Origin of the sequence: Bordetella petrii, from assembly GCF_000067205.1 — a bacterium.
GTDB lineage: Bacteria > Pseudomonadota > Gammaproteobacteria > Burkholderiales > Burkholderiaceae_B > Bordetella_A > Bordetella_A petrii.
Window position 1 is genome coordinate 2,505,654 of sequence record NC_010170.1, and the last position, 14,907, is coordinate 2,520,560.

Annotated in this window: 16 protein-coding genes; 12 read left to right on the forward strand and 4 right to left on the reverse strand. The window is 68.3% G+C overall.

Features of this window, described 5'->3' with window-relative positions:
• The 4 genes from BPET_RS12095 (at window position 1) to BPET_RS12110 (ending at window position 2,477) form a co-directional block, all read left to right on the forward strand.
• Window positions 1–696 (forward strand): PIG-L deacetylase family protein, encoded by a 696-nt coding sequence (locus BPET_RS12095; protein ID WP_012249302.1) that lies wholly within the window; start codon window positions 1–3, stop codon window positions 694–696.
• Window positions 693–1,568 carry a glycosyltransferase family 2 protein gene (locus BPET_RS12100; RefSeq protein ID WP_012249303.1) on the forward strand — a complete coding sequence of 292 codons (876 nt, stop codon included), beginning with the start codon at window positions 693–695 and terminating at the stop codon, window positions 1,566–1,568. Before BPET_RS12095 ends, BPET_RS12100 begins: the two co-directional genes overlap by 4 nt.
• Window positions 1,568–2,152: a hypothetical protein gene (locus tag BPET_RS12105; RefSeq protein ID WP_012249304.1), complete on the forward strand. Its 585-nt coding sequence runs from the start codon at window positions 1,568–1,570 to the stop codon at window positions 2,150–2,152. Before BPET_RS12100 ends, BPET_RS12105 begins: the two co-directional genes overlap by 1 nt.
• A 76-nt stretch (window positions 2,153–2,228) precedes the next feature.
• Window positions 2,229–2,477: a hypothetical protein gene (locus tag BPET_RS12110; RefSeq protein ID WP_012249305.1), complete on the forward strand. Its 249-nt coding sequence runs from the start codon at window positions 2,229–2,231 to the stop codon at window positions 2,475–2,477.
• Between the two features lie 31 nt (window positions 2,478–2,508).
• Here the strand turns inward: BPET_RS12110 and BPET_RS12115 are convergent, their stop codons facing one another.
• Genes BPET_RS12115 through BPET_RS12130 form a run of 4 tightly spaced genes read right to left on the reverse strand, consistent with a single transcriptional unit; the run spans window position 2,509 to window position 6,189 of the window.
• Window positions 2,509–3,525, reverse strand: a complete 1,017-nt coding sequence (locus tag BPET_RS12115; protein ID WP_012249306.1) for a DNA topoisomerase IB — start codon at window positions 3,523–3,525, stop codon at window positions 2,509–2,511.
• Between the two features lies 1 nt (window position 3,526).
• A complete protein-coding gene (locus tag BPET_RS12120; protein WP_012249307.1) occupies window positions 3,527–4,231 on the reverse strand; it encodes a CinA family protein in 705 nt (234 codons plus the stop codon).
• 52 nt (window positions 4,232–4,283) lie between these two features.
• Complete coding sequence (locus tag BPET_RS12125) at window positions 4,284–5,042, reverse strand: alpha/beta hydrolase family protein (protein ID WP_012249308.1); 759 nt, start codon at window positions 5,040–5,042, stop codon at window positions 4,284–4,286.
• Window positions 5,029–6,189: a DUF3182 family protein gene (locus tag BPET_RS12130; protein WP_012249309.1), complete on the reverse strand. Its 1,161-nt coding sequence runs from the start codon at window positions 6,187–6,189 to the stop codon at window positions 5,029–5,031. The genes BPET_RS12125 and BPET_RS12130 overlap by 14 nt, the downstream gene beginning before the upstream one ends.
• A gap of 353 nt (window positions 6,190–6,542) precedes the next feature.
• On the opposite strand from BPET_RS12130, the gene BPET_RS12135 reads away from it, so the two are divergent.
• The 8 genes from BPET_RS12135 (at window position 6,543) to BPET_RS12170 (ending at window position 14,842) form a co-directional block, all read left to right on the forward strand.
• Window positions 6,543–7,265: a TerC family protein gene (locus BPET_RS12135; RefSeq protein WP_012249310.1), complete on the forward strand. Its 723-nt coding sequence runs from the start codon at window positions 6,543–6,545 to the stop codon at window positions 7,263–7,265.
• 211 nt (window positions 7,266–7,476) lie between these two features.
• Window positions 7,477–8,061, forward strand: coding sequence for an NADPH-dependent FMN reductase (ssuE, locus tag BPET_RS12140; protein WP_012249311.1), 585 nt, complete (start codon window positions 7,477–7,479; stop codon window positions 8,059–8,061).
• Between the two features lie 50 nt (window positions 8,062–8,111).
• Window positions 8,112–9,029, forward strand: a complete 918-nt coding sequence (locus BPET_RS12145; RefSeq protein ID WP_231852704.1) for a sulfonate ABC transporter substrate-binding protein — start codon at window positions 8,112–8,114, stop codon at window positions 9,027–9,029.
• A 23-nt stretch (window positions 9,030–9,052) separates the two neighbouring features.
• A complete protein-coding gene (ssuD, locus tag BPET_RS12150; protein WP_012249313.1) occupies window positions 9,053–10,228 on the forward strand; it encodes an FMNH2-dependent alkanesulfonate monooxygenase in 1,176 nt (391 codons plus the stop codon).
• Complete coding sequence (gene ssuC, locus BPET_RS12155) at window positions 10,225–11,013, forward strand: aliphatic sulfonate ABC transporter permease SsuC (protein WP_012249314.1); 789 nt, start codon at window positions 10,225–10,227, stop codon at window positions 11,011–11,013. The genes ssuD and ssuC overlap by 4 nt, the downstream gene beginning before the upstream one ends.
• Before the next feature lie 63 nt (window positions 11,014–11,076).
• Window positions 11,077–11,985 (forward strand): ATP-binding cassette domain-containing protein, encoded by a 909-nt coding sequence (locus BPET_RS12160; RefSeq protein ID WP_050978235.1) that lies wholly within the window; start codon window positions 11,077–11,079, stop codon window positions 11,983–11,985.
• A gap of 29 nt (window positions 11,986–12,014) precedes the next feature.
• Complete coding sequence (locus tag BPET_RS12165; RefSeq protein WP_041862871.1) at window positions 12,015–12,230, forward strand: TOBE domain-containing protein; 216 nt, start codon at window positions 12,015–12,017, stop codon at window positions 12,228–12,230.
• Window positions 12,231–12,424: 194 nt separating this feature from the next.
• On the forward strand, window positions 12,425–14,842 hold the full coding sequence (locus BPET_RS12170) for a mechanosensitive ion channel domain-containing protein (RefSeq protein ID WP_012249316.1): 2,418 nt from the start codon (window positions 12,425–12,427) through the stop codon (window positions 14,840–14,842).
• The last annotated feature ends 65 nt before the right edge of the window (window positions 14,843–14,907 follow it).

The window sequence follows — 14,907 nt, forward strand, 5'->3', positions numbered from 1 at the left end:
ATGGACTCGCAAGGCAGGCTGGTAGTGATTTCGCCGCATTTCGACGACGCCGTCTTCAGTTGCGGCGAGTGGCTGGCCGCCCGGCCCGGCGGCACGGTATTGACGGTTTACTCGGGCGTGCCGTCGCATACCGCGCCGCTGCCCGACTGGGACCGCCGCTGTGGATTCGAGCGGGCTGACCAGGCGGTGATGGCACGGCACGAGGAAAATCGCGCCGCCATGGCCGTGCTGGGCGCGCGCGGGCTGGGCCTGGGACTGCTGGACGACCAGTACCAGGGGCCCGCCAACGAGGCCGGGCGGATCACCGGCATGCTGGCCGCCGCGTTGACCACGCTGCGGCCCGCGGTGATCCTGGCGCCGCTGGGCTTGTTTCATCGGGACCATCTGCGCGTATCCGATGCCGCATTGACCGTATGGCGGCTGTTCTCGACGCTGGGCAGCAGTTGGCTGATGTACGAAGAAGCCTTGTATCGCCGCAAACCCGGCCTGGTGCAACAACGCCTGGCCGACTTGCAGGCTCAGCATGTGCGGGCCACGCCGCAAGCCGGCCCGCGGCCGGGCGGCGACCACAAGCTACGCGCTGTTGCCGCGTATGCCAGCCAGCTGGATGCGCTGGGACTCACGCCCGGGCAGGGCGATGATGCCGCGCCGGAGTGCTATTGGCGGCTGGAGGCCGAAGCGCCGGGGCACGAATGATGCCGCCCCGTCTTTCCATCGTGGTGTTGACCCACAACCGCCGCGCCGAACTGATGCGTACGCTGCATGGCCTGGCGCGGCTGCCGGGCCGGCATCCGATCATCGTCGTCGACAATGGCAGCGCCGACGGGACGGCCGAGGCGGTGCGGCGCGACTTTCCGGGCCTGGCGCTGGTGCGCGCGCCGGCCAATCTGGGCGCGGCGGGCCGCAATCTGGGCGTGCGCGCCGCGCAGACCGAGTACGTGGCCTTTTGCGACGACGATACTTGCTGGGAACCCCGCGCGCTCGAAACTGCCGTTGGCATTCTGGACGCCGCGCCGGAAATCGGCGTATTGACTGCCCGTGTCCTGGTCGGCCAGGAAGGCCGCCTGGACCAGGCGTGCGCTGCCATGCAGGAAAGCCCCTTGCCCGAGCAGCCGGGGGTCGGCCCATGCCTGCTGGGCTTCATGGCGGGCGCCTGCGTCATGCGTACTGAAGTATTCCGCGGGGCCGGCGGGTACTGGCCCCCGCTGCTGATTGGCGGAGAAGAAGAGCTGCTGGCGCTGGATGTGATGGAGCAAGGCTGGCGCATCGTGTACGCGCCGGCGGTATGCATCCGCCATTGGCCGTCCACGGCCCGCGATGCGCCGCTACGGCGGCGGCTGCTGGCTCGCAATGCCGTCTGGACAGCCTGGATGCGGTTGCCCGCGGCCATGGCCTGGCATGCCACGGCTCGCGAGTTCCGCCTGCAGCGCTCGGCGCGCGAGCGCCTGCGCCTGGCCCGCGATGTCGGGCAAGGCATGGCGGCGGTGCTGGCGCGCCGGCGGGTGGTTTCGCCCCGGGTATGCGAATTGCTGGCCTGCGAAGCACGTCAACGCCACAGGAGGCCGTGATGTCCTTGATTGTCGCCGCCCGTTTCCAGACCTTCGAGCAAGCCGAAAGCGCCGCGCGCAACCTGTATGCCGCTGGGTTCCGCGATGAAGATATGCATACGTTCTACGTCAACATCGCGGGCGAGCACGCGCGCTATCCCATGGGCGGCGACCGCAAGGCCGATCCCGACGCGCATGGCGCCTCGATGGGCGCGGTGGTGGGCGCCGCGGCCCTGGGAATCCTGTTCGCCCTGGTATGCGCCGTGCTGGCTTGGCAGATCGAGCCGTCGGCCATTGTCGTGACGGCCGCCGGCGGGGTGGGCGCCTATATCGGAGCCTTGGCGGGCGCGCTGTGGGTGACCGGCCAGGGGCGCCGCTTGGCCCGCGGCGCCCGGGCCCCCGATGTCCACCCGGAAGTGCGGCAAGCTGGCGTGCTGCTGGCCCTGCACATCCAGCCCGACCAGGAGGCCCGCGCAGTGGCTGTATTGCGTGAGGCGGGCGGCGTGGACGTGGAACGGGCCAATGGCCGCTGGGCCAATGGCCAATGGCAGGATTTCGACCCGCTGACGCCGCCGCAGCGCGAGCCGGAACCTGCAACTCATTGACCGTCTGGCGTCAGGCCGCGCGGGCGCCCGGCGCCTGCAAGCCCCGCGGCGGACGCCGGCCAGAAGGAGCATATCCATGCCCAACACGCCAAGATCCGCGCCGCCGCGCAAGGCCGCCCGGCCGCAGCCCGCGGCCCAAGGCAAGGTACTGCCTCCCCGCGATACGGTTGACGTTCCGCGCCAGCCGCCCCGGCCGACCACGGATACGCCCGACGAGGCCGCCAAAGATAGCCGGCCGGTGCGCGACAACCGCGACGACTCGAACTGGGCCGACGGCTCCAAGCCCCGGCCGCACGCCAAGAACACGCGCTCGCATCTGCTGTAGCGCGGCAACCTTCACGTACGTTCACGTACGTTCAGGTACGCGGCGCCTGCCAGCTACGCAGGAAATGCCACAGGCGCCGCTCGTCGGCCGCCAGGCCGCGCGGTGCGGCGGCCGGCGTGGTGCAGGCAGGCAAGGCGCCCAGCCGATACGCGTCCAGGATGGTCGGGTGAATATAGCAATTGCGGCAGACCGCCGGCGTGTTGCCCAGCCGCTTGGCCACTTGCCTTACGACCTCTGCCAGCGTGCGCGTGGCCTGCGCATCGTTGTCAACCGGTTGGCCCTGCAGCAGCTTGAAAGCCATCACCGAGCCCGCCCAGGTGCGGTAGTGCTTGGCGGTGAATCCGCTGCCGCTGGCCGCTTTCAGGTAAGCGTTGACCATGTCCGAATCGACCGGCCGGATCTCGCCGTCTTCGGCGCGGTAGTGGAACAGTTGCTGGCCAGGCAGGTCCATGCATCGCTTGACCGTGCGCGCGATCCGCGCGTCGGTCACGGTAACGTCGTGCGCAACTCCGCTCTTGCCCGTGAACCGCAGCCGCAGGCGGTCGCCGGCCACGGCGGTGTGCCGGCGCTTCAGCGTGGTAAGCCCGTACGACTGGTTGGCGCGGGCGTATTCGCGCGTGCCGATGCGGATCAGCGTGATCTCCAGCAGGCGCACCAGCACGGCCAGCATCTTGTCCTGCGTCAGGGCGGGGCGGCGCATGTCGCGGGCCACCCTGCGGCGGATGCGCGGCAGGCTGGCGGCGAATTCGAGCAGTTGCCCGTACTTTGCCGCATCGCGCTCGGCCCGCCAATCCGCATGGTAGCGGTACTGTTTGCGGCCCCGCGCATCGCGCCCTGTGGCTTGCAGGTGCCCATTCGGCAAAGGGCATATCCATACATCGGTATAGGCGGGCGGAATCGCCAGTGCGTCGATACGCGCGATGACCCGCGCATCGGAGATCACGCGGCCGCGCGTATCCAGATAACGGAATCCGCCCGATCGGGCGCGCTCGCGGGTGTAGCCGGGGCGGCTGTCGTCTACGTATACCAGGCCCGCCTGGCGCGCCACGCTAGGAACGCCGCGCTCCCGCGCCGCGGTGGCGCTGGCTCTGCTGGTCCTGGCCCGAGCCGACCTGGGTGGCGTGGCCGTCCTTCTTGGACCGGTGCTGGGCGTCTCCGTGGCTTTTCTGCATTTCGCGCGGGGTGTCGTCTTTGGTAGCGGCAGGGCGTTGCGGTTTCATGGCGGGCTCCTTGGCGGGCAGGGCGGCGGCCGGCGGTTCGCCGGCCAGCCAGGCCTGGTAGTAATGAGGCAGGCGCGACAGCGCATAGCGGGCGCTGGCTTCGCGGATGGCATTGCGCGCGCCGGAAAAGCGCCGCGTCTCGGTGTAGACCACGGGGCGCGCATCGGCGGCGCCGGCGCGGAACAGCCATGCATAGCATTGGGTGCCCGGCTCGATATCGTCATCTGTGTCATCGGTGACGCCGGTGTTGGCGATGGCGACCGAGGCCGGGCTGCGTTGGCTGGCGCCCAGGGCCATGGCGCGGGCCACAGGCTCGCTGGTCAGGTTGCAGCGGCGCAGCAGGGCGGCGTCCAGGCCCAGGCAGCGCAGCTTGGCTTCGGGCGCGTACGTCACGAACGCACAGTCCAGCAAGCTGCCCGCGCCGGGCACGTCGGCCAGCGTGGCGGCAATCAGTCCGGCGGTGCACGACTCGGCGGTCACCAGCACCAGCGACTGTTCCGACATGAAGCGCGCAACGCGCTCGACTTCGTTCATGCAGCGATCTCCCATGGCACGCACGCCGCTATTGCAAGCGGCGTGCCTGGCATCAGTGCTCGACCGGCTCGCCGCCCACCCGGGCGCCGACGATCATTTCCGTGGCCCAGTTCAACAAGATGGACGTGTAGGCTTGCTGCGCCGCCTTGTCGGTCAGCCCGTGGTCGGCGCCGTCCACGATGCGGTGTGTCATCGAATGCGCGCGCAGGAATGCGGAGCGATAGTTCATGATGGTGGAATGGGGAATGTACGTGTCATGCTCGGACTCCACGATCAGCACATCGCCGGTAAATGCTTCGCATGCCGCGAGCGCACGGTTTTCGTCGGGGCCCACCCGCGTCAGGCGGTACGCCGCCAGGTTCTCGCGGCTGAGCGAGCCCTTGGGCCGGTCCCATTCTTCGTCGCGATAGAGCGCCGGCACATGCAGCGCCAGCCACCTCACCGGGCGCATCGTCGACAGAATGGCGGCCAGGTAGCCGCCATAGCTGCTGCCCACCACCGCGATCTCGCGGCTGTCAATGGAGGGGTGGGCGAGCAGTTGGTCGTAGGCCGCCACCACGTCGCGCAGATTGTCGCGCCGAGAAACCCGCGAGCGCTGCGCCTCGGTGGCGGCATGGCCGCGCAGGTCGAAGGTCAGGCAGATACATCCAAGCCCGGCGATCCTGCGCGCGCGGGCCAGGTCGAATTTCTGGCTGCCGCCCCAGCCATGGACGAACAGCACGCCCGGGATGCGGGTCTCGGGCGACAGGAAAGTGCCTGACAGTTCCTGGCCCTCTACCGGAATCGAGACCGAATCGCTATGCGTGGCCATGCTGCACGATCCCGGCGGATTTACTGATGCGTCCCACCTGCGGGTCGTCATCGTCGTACACGATCGTGGCTTCGGGGGGCCGTGAGTCGTCGCCGCCATAGCTTTCGGTAGTGCGGGCTCGAACCCTCGTCAGGCCGGGATCGCGGCAGAACGCCTCCAGCGCGCAGGCTTCCGCCATGCTGGCGCCGCCGGCGCGCCACGATTGCTCCAGCACGCCGCTGCGGCAGTCGCCTGCAGGGCCCAAGCCCTGGGCAACGTCATAATTGCGCCGCGACGCGAAGAAACCCGGATAGCAGTCCTGCACGGCGGCGTCATAGCATCGCGCCAGTTCGATGGCGTGGCGTAGCGCGGCCGGCCAATGGGAGGCCGCCAGGGCGTCGAGGCCGCCGCGCACGAACAGTATGTCCGAGCCGCCGTATACCGGGTTGCCGTCGTTGTCGCGCGTCAGCTGCTGCGTGCCGACATAGCTCGCCGCCATGCCGGGCAGGCGCACGGTGCCCACGCTATAAGTCACGATGTCTTCCAGGTGTTCTTCCAGCACCAGCCCGAACTGGGCCGTTTCGTTCTCATTCTGGGCACGCAGCGCGTCGCGCAACTCTGCTTCGTCGCCCACCTTGACCTGGCCGCGCCCGGCCGTCGCCTGCACCGGCTTGACGCGCACTGGGCCATTGCGCAGCAGCAGCGTGCCGGCGAGCAATGCATCTTCGGCCGAGAAGACGGTGTAGCCCGCCAGCACGGCGTCTCGCACCCGCGCGCCCATCTGCGCCGCCCAGCCCGCCGGCGCGGGCGCTCGCGCGCCATCGAGCAGGGCATGCGTGATGGCCTTGCTGGCTACGAAATCATGGGGCACCACGCCGCCGTAGAAGTCCATCTCGCCGTGGATTCCCAGGCGCGCCGCGGCCGGGCTGCCCAAGGTCATGGCGGGCACGTAATAAATATGCGGTGTTGCGGGGCCGTCCGAAGCGGGCGCGGGTTCATAGTCCACCGAGCAGGGGCAGCCCAGCAGGCCGGCCAGCTTGCCAGCCAGCGCCCGGTGGCTGGCCGTATCGTGGGCCGAGGCGCCCAGGCGGCGCGGGTAGGCTGCCACCAAGTCGGGGCGTTGCCCGGGGCAGGGCGATTCTGGGCTGCTGCGAGACAGGGTCGGCATGGCAGGGCGTGGTCTTTGATTCGGTGAGCGCTCAGCCACGCACGTAGCGTGCCCGGCCCGCGTCAGCTGTTGAGCCAACGCATGAGCAGCGCCAGGGCGGCCAGCAGCAGGGCCGCGCCGATCCAGGTGGCGGCAATCCGGGTGAAACGCTTCATTCCCTTTCCCATTTCAATTCCTTGATCTACATTGGGTCTTCCTGCCAGACGAGGGCGGATTACCGCCGCATGCGCAGTTTTCGTGCCGGAATGGGCAGCCAGAGGGAACCGAAATGTAAACTGGCTGTCAGGTTTTATTCAGCTTGTTGTAAGAAATGCTAAAACAGCGTTCTTTTCCCCTATTCATCCGGAGATTGCATGCTCGAGTTTTTCCAGACCCTCAGCTGGGCCGCCGTGTTCCAGATCATTCTCATCGACATCCTGCTCGGCGGCGACAACGCGGTGGTCATCGCGCTGGCCTGCCGCAACCTGCCGCCCCGGCAGCGCATGCAAGGCATCTTGTGGGGCACCGCCGGCGCCATCGGCCTGCGCGTGGTGCTGATCGCCTTTGCGTTGACGCTGCTTGCCGTTCCCTACTTGAAGATTGTCGGTGCGCTGCTGCTGCTGTGGGTCGGCGTGAAGCTGCTCATTCCTGAAGAGGACGCGCACGGCAACATCAAGGGCGGGGCGTCGGTCTGGGCCGCGGTCAAGACCATTATCGTGGCCGACTTCGTCATGAGCCTGGACAACGTCATTGCCATCGCCGGGGCGGCGCAGACCGCCAATCCGGACCACCAGATCGGCCTGGTCATCTTCGGCCTGGTGGTCAGCGTGCCCATCATCATCTGGGGCAGCACGCTGGTGCTCAAGCTGATCGACCGCTATCCGTTGGTGGTCACGTTCGGGGCCGGCCTGCTGGGCTGGATCGCGGGCGGCATGCTGGTGACCGACGTGGTCATCGTAGAGCGCCTGGGCGAAGTATCCAGCGCCATGAAGCTGACGGCCGAAGTGGTGGGCGTGCTGGTGGTGGTGGTGCTGGGCCGATGGCTGGCCGCGCGCAAGAAGACGGCGGCGCCGGAATCCGGCCACGGGCAAGACTGATGCCAGCCTGAGCGCCGCTGCGCCGGACGCCGGCACGGGCCATGCGATGTCTGCGGGCATCGCATGGCCCGTGCCGGCGTTTTTTTTCGCGCGCTTTTGGCCGGGATTCAAGTGGCGCGCATAACTTCATATCGACTAAGTATTTTTCAGCGGCCGGGCGCAGTCCCAGAATCGTTGCTTCCTGATCACCAATGGAGCAGCGGTTCCAATCATGCCGATTCTGATGTTGGCCGGCAGCCCCGCGCTGCATTCGCGTTCATCGGCGCTGTTGCGTTATGCGGGCCGGCGCCTGGCGGCGCGGGGGCTGCCAGGCAGCGAACTGGGACTGCGCGACCTGCCCGCCGAGGACCTGATCGAAGGCCGCTACAGCGGCGCGGCCGCCAGCCACTTGCGGCGGCGCGTTGCGCAGGCGCAGGCGTTGTTGATCGCCTCGCCCGTTTACAAGGCCTCGTTTGCCGGCGGCTTGAAGGCCATCCTGGACCTGCTCGACGAAAAGGCGCTGGCCGACAAGATCGTGCTGCCCATTGCCACCGGTGGCAGCGCTGCGCATCTGCTGGCGCTCGAGTACAGCCTGAAGCCCGTGCTGTCGGCGCTGGGCGCCCGCCACATTCTGGCCGGCGTGTACGCGACAGATCGCCAGGTAACGGTGCGCCACGATGAGGCCGCCATCGATGCAGAGGTGCGCGCGCGGTTGGACGCGGCAGTGGACCGCCTGGCCGCGCATGTGACCACTGCGCCGCCAGCGCGGGGCTATGACCTGGCCTACCTGGCCTTGAACGCAAGGTTCAGCATTTGACAAGGAGAACTCGCATGACGACCCGGTTTGCCCGCCTGCCGCACTATGTAATGGCGCTGTGCCTCGCGCTGCTGGCCTGCGCGTGCGCGACGGCGCAGGATGCCGGCACGCTGCGCATCGGCTACCAGAAATACGGCACGCTGACCATCTTGAAGGCATTGGGCTCGCTCGACAAAGCGCTGGGCGAGCAGGGCATCGCGATCAAATGGGTGGAGTTCCCCGCCGGCCCGCAACTGCTGGAAGGCCTGAACGTGGGGTCGATCGATTTCGGCACCGTGGGCGAAGCGCCGCCCATCTTCGCGCAGGCGGCCGGCGCGCCCCTGGTTTACGTAGGCAACGAGCCGCCCGCACCCGAGAGCGAGGCGATTCTGGTGCCGCACGATTCGCCGATCCGCAGCGTGGCCGACCTCAGGGGCAAGAAAGTGGCCTTGAACAAAGGGTCGAATGTGCATTACCTGCTGGTCAAGCACCTGGAGAAGGCCGGCGTAGCCTATCGCGACGTGCAGGTCGCCTACCTGACGCCCGCCGATGCACGGGCCGCCTTCGAGCGCGGCTCTGTAGATGCCTGGGTGATCTGGGACCCGTTCCAGGCCGCGGCCGAACAGCAGCTGGGCGCTCGCGTGCTGGCCGACGGACGCGGGCTGGCCAACAACTATCAGTTCTTTCTGGCATCGCGCGATTACTTCCAGCGGCATCCTCAAGTCATCGAGACCTTGCTCAAGGAAATCCGCCGTGGCGACCTCTGGGCGCGCGACAACCAGCAGGCATCGGTCGAGTTGCTGCAGCCCGTGCTGGGGCTGGAACGGCCCGTGGTAGAGCTGGCGGCCCGGCGGCTTGCCTACGGCGTGGAGCCGGTCACGCGTGAAGTGCTGCGGCACCAGCAACAGATCGCCGACGCGTTCCATGCGCTGAAGCTGATTCCACGCAAGCTCGATGTGCAGCAGGCATCGCCGCCCGGCCTGCGTTGACGATAGATACGGAGCACTGCCGCATGAATGTATTCTGGTTTATTCCCACGCACGGCGATTCGCGCTACCTGGGCACCACGCAGGGCGCGCGCGCCGCGACCCACGACTACTTTCGCCAGATCGCCGTGGCGGCCGACACGCTGGGATACGATGGCGTGCTGTTGCCCACCGGGCGATCTTGCGAAGACGCGTGGGTGGTGGCGTCGAGCCTCATTGGCGCGACTCGCAGGCTGAAATTCCTGGTGGCTGTGCGGCCCGGCGTCAGCTCGCCGCAGTTCGCCGCGCGCATGGCGGCCACGTTCGACCGCATGTCCGGCGGGCGACTGCTGGTCAATGTGGTCACCGGCGGCGATCCCGCCGAGCTCGAGGGCGACGGGCTGTTCGCCAGCCACGACGAACGCTACGCCATTACCGCCGATTTCCTGAAGATCTGGCGCGGCATCCTGCAGGCCAGCCACGAGGGCGGCTCCTACAGCTTCCAGGGCCAAAAGCTGGCGTCGCGTGGGGGCAAGGTAATTTTCCCGCCCGCGCAGCTTCCGTATCCGCCGCTGTACTTCGGTGGCTCGTCCGAGCCGGCGCATGAACTCGCGGCCGAGCAACTCGATGTGTACCTGACCTGGGGCGAGCCCCCCGCAGCGGTGGCCGCCAAGCTGGCGGACCTGCGCGCCCGCGCCGCGCGGCATGGACGCGTGCTGAAGTTCGGCATCCGCCTGCATGTGATCGTGCGCGAAACCGAGCAGGCCGCATGGCAGGCCGCCAATGCGCTGATCAGCCACCTGGACGACGATACCGTGGCGGCGGCCCAGGCCGCCTTCGGCCGCATGGACTCGGAAGGGCAGCGCCGCATGGCCGCATTGCATGGCGGCCGGCTGCACGGCGTGGATGGCGGGCGCGGCCACCTGGAAATCGCTCCCAACCTGTGGGCGGGCGTGGGCCTGGTGCGCGGCGGAGCCGGCACCGCGCTGGTCGGCAGCCCGGAAATCGTGGCCGCGCGCATGCAAGAGTATGCCGACCTCGGCATCGACACGTTCATATTGTCGGGCTATCCGCACCTGGAAGAATCGTTCCGCTTCGCCGAGCTGGTGTTCCCGCTGCTGCCGGGCCGGCAGGCCGCGCAAGCCGGGCAAGGCGTGCTGACCGGCCCCTTTGGCGAAGTGATCGGCACCGAACTCGCACCCGTGCGGGCGGCGGCCCGATGAGCGGGCCCGGGCATTCCGCCCACGCCTGGCGCCGCCGCGCGTTGCCGTGGCTGGTGCCGGTGCTGGTGCTGGCGGCATGGCAGGCGTCGGCGCAAGTAGGCTGGCTATCTTCCCGCGTGCTGCCGGCGCCCTGGGCCGTGGCGCGCGCCGGCTGGAGCCTGGCCCTTTCCGGCGAACTCTGGGAACACCTGCGTGTGAGCGCCTTGCGGGCCCTGTGGGGGCTGTTGCTGGGAGGCGGCCTGGGCCTGGCGCTGGGCCTGCTCAACGGCGCATCGCGGCTGGCCGAAAGTCTGCTCGACACCACGCTGCAGATGGTGCGCAACATTCCGGTGCTGGCGTTGATTCCGCTGGTGATCCTGTGGTTCGGCATCGAAGAGGCCGCCAAGCTGTCGCTGCTGGCATTGGGCGTGTTTTTTCCCGTGTACCTGAACACGTTCCACGGCATCCGCTCGGTCGATCCGGCGCTGATCGAAATGGGACGTTCGTACGGGTTGTCGGGCTGGCGCCTGTACCGCGACGTCATCTTGCCGGGCGCCTTGCCGTCCATGCTGGTCGGGCTGCGCTTCGCGCTGGGGCTGGTGTGGGTCATTCTCATCGTGACCGAGACCATTTCTGCGCAGTCGGGCATCGGGTACATGACCATGAACGCGCGCGAATTCCTGCAGACCGATGTGGTGCTGCTGGGCATCTTGTTGTACGCGCTGCTGGGCAAGCTGGCCGACCTGTGCGCGCGCGGGCTGGAGCAAAGCCTGTTGCCCTGGAACCCTGCCTACCGGCGGGCCTGATACACACCCCTCAAGGCGCGTCGCGCGCGCCTTGCGGCGCCTATGCTTGTTTGGGAGCGGAACATGTTTGTCAATCTCAGCGAATTCGAGTTCCTGCAGTACCTGGAGCCGGGCCGCGCCGAGCCGGCACACGAGACGCCGGCTGTCGCGCCCGCCCAGCCGGCGGTGCGAGTGACTCTGCGCGATCTGCACAAATACTATGGCGAACGGCATGTCCTGAAAGGGCTGGACCTGGATATCGCCCCGGGCGAGTTCGTGGCCGTGGTGGGCCGCAGCGGTTGCGGCAAGAGCACGCTGCTGCGCCTGCTGGCGGGCCTGGAAGCGCCTTCGGCCGCGCGCGGCCAGCCGCAAGCCCACGCGGCCGTGCGCTTCGACACTGTGGCGCAGGCCGGCGCCGATGAACGCGTGCGCATCATGTTCCAGGACGCGCGGCTGCTGCCATGGAAGCGGGTAATCGACAACGTCGCCATCGGCCTGTCTGAGCGCGAGCGTGGCCGGGCGGCCGCCGTGCTGCGGCAGGTCGGCCTGGGCGAGCGCGGCGGCGAATGGCCGGCGGCGCTGTCGGGCGGCCAGAAGCAGCGCGTGGCGCTCGCCCGCGCGCTGCTGCATCGGCCCGGGTTGCTGCTGCTGGACGAACCGCTGGGCGCGCTCGATGCGCTGACACGCCTGGACATGCAGCAGCTGATCGAAGACCTGTGGCGCCGCGACGGCTTCACCGCGGTGCTGGTGACCCACGATGTGCATGAAGCCGTGGCCTTGGCCGACCGCATCCTGGTCATCGAAGCAGGGCAGATCGTATTGGACCAGCGCGTGGCTTTGGCGCGGCCGCGCAACCGTGGTAGCGCCGCCTTCGCGGCCCTCGAGGCCCGCGTGCTGGACGCGGTGCTCGAACGCCGCGGCGAGCCGCCCGGCGCGCGGGCTGCGCCGTTGGCGCCGGTCATCGCCATTGGCCATCTGCGGCTGGCCGTCTAGGTCACTATTTTCTTGCACAAGGAATCATTATGAGCATCCCGTCCATCAACGCCCGCAACCAGTTCCGCGGCCGCATCAAGGAAATCATCCTCGGCCCCGTGCTGTCCGAAGTCGACGTGGACACGCCCGCCGGCACGGTGACTTCAGTGATCACTACGCGTTCTGTCAAAGAGCTCGACCTGCAGGTCGGTTCGGAAGTGCTGGCCTTTGTGAAGGCTACGGAGGTTTCGGTCGCCAAGCTCTAGGCCGCGCAATCGGCGCTTGCGCGGCTCGCCATGCCGGCCGCCACGCTGGTTTGTCGCAGCGCAGCGCGGGGCTTTATCATGGCAACGGCGCCCGTTGCGGGCGCCGCGTTGCCGCGGCCCGCGCATCAGTGGCCGCCCGTCCCGCAGGAGGCCGCCACGTGGCTCGGCAAGCACGTTACACCAGACCCTTGGGTATGTATTTCGAGTCGGCGCTGCCGCGCGCATGGTCGGCTGTTCCATGGGTTCTGCGGGCGTGCCGCACGCTGCTGTTGCTGGCAACGCTGTGCCTGGGCGGTCTCGCCCACGCGTCCCCGGCGGGCCAGGCAGAATCCGCCACGCCCGAAGCCGCCGCCGGGCTCACGCCCGCGCGCCTGGCAGATCTGCTCGACGACCCGGCCACGCGGCAGCAGCTCATCGAACGGCTGCGCAGCGAGGCGCCCGCTCAGCATGCCGCCGCGCAGACGGGCCAGGCCGGCGGCCCTCATCCGTCGCTGCCCACTCGCATCGCGCGCAGCGCCCAGTTGTTCCTGGCCGGCATGGCCACGGACGCGGGCCGCGCGGTAGATGAACTGACCGCGCTGGCCAGCGGCGCCGGCATGCCGCCGCCGCGCCGCGCCGCACTGGTCGCCGAGCTGTTGGGGCTGGCCGCCGTGGCCGCGGCCACCATTGCCGCCTTCCTTTTGCTGCGCGCCCTGGCGTCGTTCGTTTACGCGCGCATCGACCGCTGGGTGGCCCATCCACCCGCCGGGCCGGCGCATCGGGGCGGCGCCGCGTCGGCCATGATGCGGCGCGCCGCCGCCATGCTCGGAGCCCTGGCCATCGACATTGCCATCGTGCTGTTGGCAGGGCTGGCGGGCTATCTGGCGGGGCTGTACGGAACGGGGCAGCGCGGCGCCGTCAGCACCGCGCAGTCGCTCTTCGTCGATGCCTTTGTCGCCGTGGAAATCGCCAAGGCCCTGATCCGCGGCGTATTCGCCACGCGCTATCCCATGCTGCGCCTGTTTGCCATGGCCGACGATGTGGCCCGCTATTGGAACGCCCGCCTGGGGCGGGTGGCGGCCGTCATCGGCTACGGCCTGTTGCTGGCCGAGCCGGTGGCGAAGGCGTTGCTGTCGCCATCCATAGGCGAGCTGCTGGGGCTGGTCATCATGGTGGCGGCCTATATCTACGCGGTGCGCATCATATGGCGCAACCGTCTGGTGCTGCGCGAGCGGCTGGAGCAACGCGCCGCACGCGGGTCCTCATACTTCGGCACCTGGTTCCGCCTGCTGGCCCGCACCTGGCACGTGCTGGCTCTGGGCTATTTCACCGTGCTGCTGGTGGTCAGCCAGGTCGATACCGAAAGGGCGCTGCCGTTCATGGTCGAGGCTACGGCCCAGTCGCTGGTGGCCCTGGCCGTCGGTGCTTTGCTGATCATGGCGCTGGCCGGCCTGCTGGCGCGCCGCATCAAATTGCCCGAAGACGTGCGCCGCAAGCTGCCCATGCTTGAGGCCCGCGTCAATGCCTACGTGCCGGCGGCGCTGCGCGGCCTGGGCGTGCTGATCCGCATCGTGGTCGCGCTGTTCGTGCTGGACGCCTGGCGCGTGTTCGATTTGTCCAGCTGGATCGCGTCCGATGCCGGCGCGGCCGCGGTGCGCATGGTGGTCAACGTAGCCATCATCCTGCTGGTTGCCGCCGTGGTCTGGACGGTGATCGCCAGCATCATCGAGCACCGGCTCAGCCTGGGCGAAGGGCGCGGCATGCCCACGGCGCGCGAGCGCACCTTGCTGGCGCTGTTCCGCAACGCCGCGCTGATCGTCATTGTGACGCTGACGGTGCTGGTCGTGCTGTCGCAGATCGGCGTGGACATCGCGCCGCTGATCGCCGGGGCAGGGGTGGTGGGCCTGGCGATCGGTTTCGGTTCGCAGAAACTGGTGCAGGACATCATCACAGGCGTGTTCATCCAGCTGGAAAACGGCATGAACCAGAACGACGTGGTGCAGGTGGCCGGCATTTTCGGCACCGTTGAAAAAATCACGATCCGTTCGGTGGGCATACGCACGCTGGATGGCGGCTACCACCTGATTCCGTTTTCGTCGGTGGACGTGGTGTCCAACCACATGCGCGATTTCTCGTACCACCTGGGCGAATACACCATCGCGCACCGCGAAAGCGTCGACGACGCGGTGCTCCACCTGCGGCGCGCGTTTGAAGAACTGATGCAAGACGAACTGCTGGCGCCCGAAGTGCTTGAAGAAATCAGCATTCCCGGCGTCACGTCGCTGAGCGAGAAGGGCGTGACCATCCGGGTGCTGATCAAGACCACGCCCGGCATGCAGTGGGCGGTGCAGCGCGGCTACAACCGCCTGGTCAAGAAGCACTTCAACGCGGCCGGCATCGAGCTTCCGTACCCGCACACCGTGGTCTATTTCGGCCAGGACAAGAACGGCTACGCGCCGCCCGCCAACCTGTACATGCAGACCGACCGGCCCGACGAGCACGGCAATGCCCGGGCCGCCGGGCAGATGCGCCGCCGGCTCTCCAAAGAGCAGGGCGCGGCCGCCGAAGACGTGCTGGGCAACGAGCTGGACCGGGTGGCGAACGATCCGGATGCCGATTCCAAACCGGCTTAGGCGGGCCATGACCGGCGTCACGGGTAGCGGCGCCGCAATCCGCTATATTTCTACCGTCCGTCATC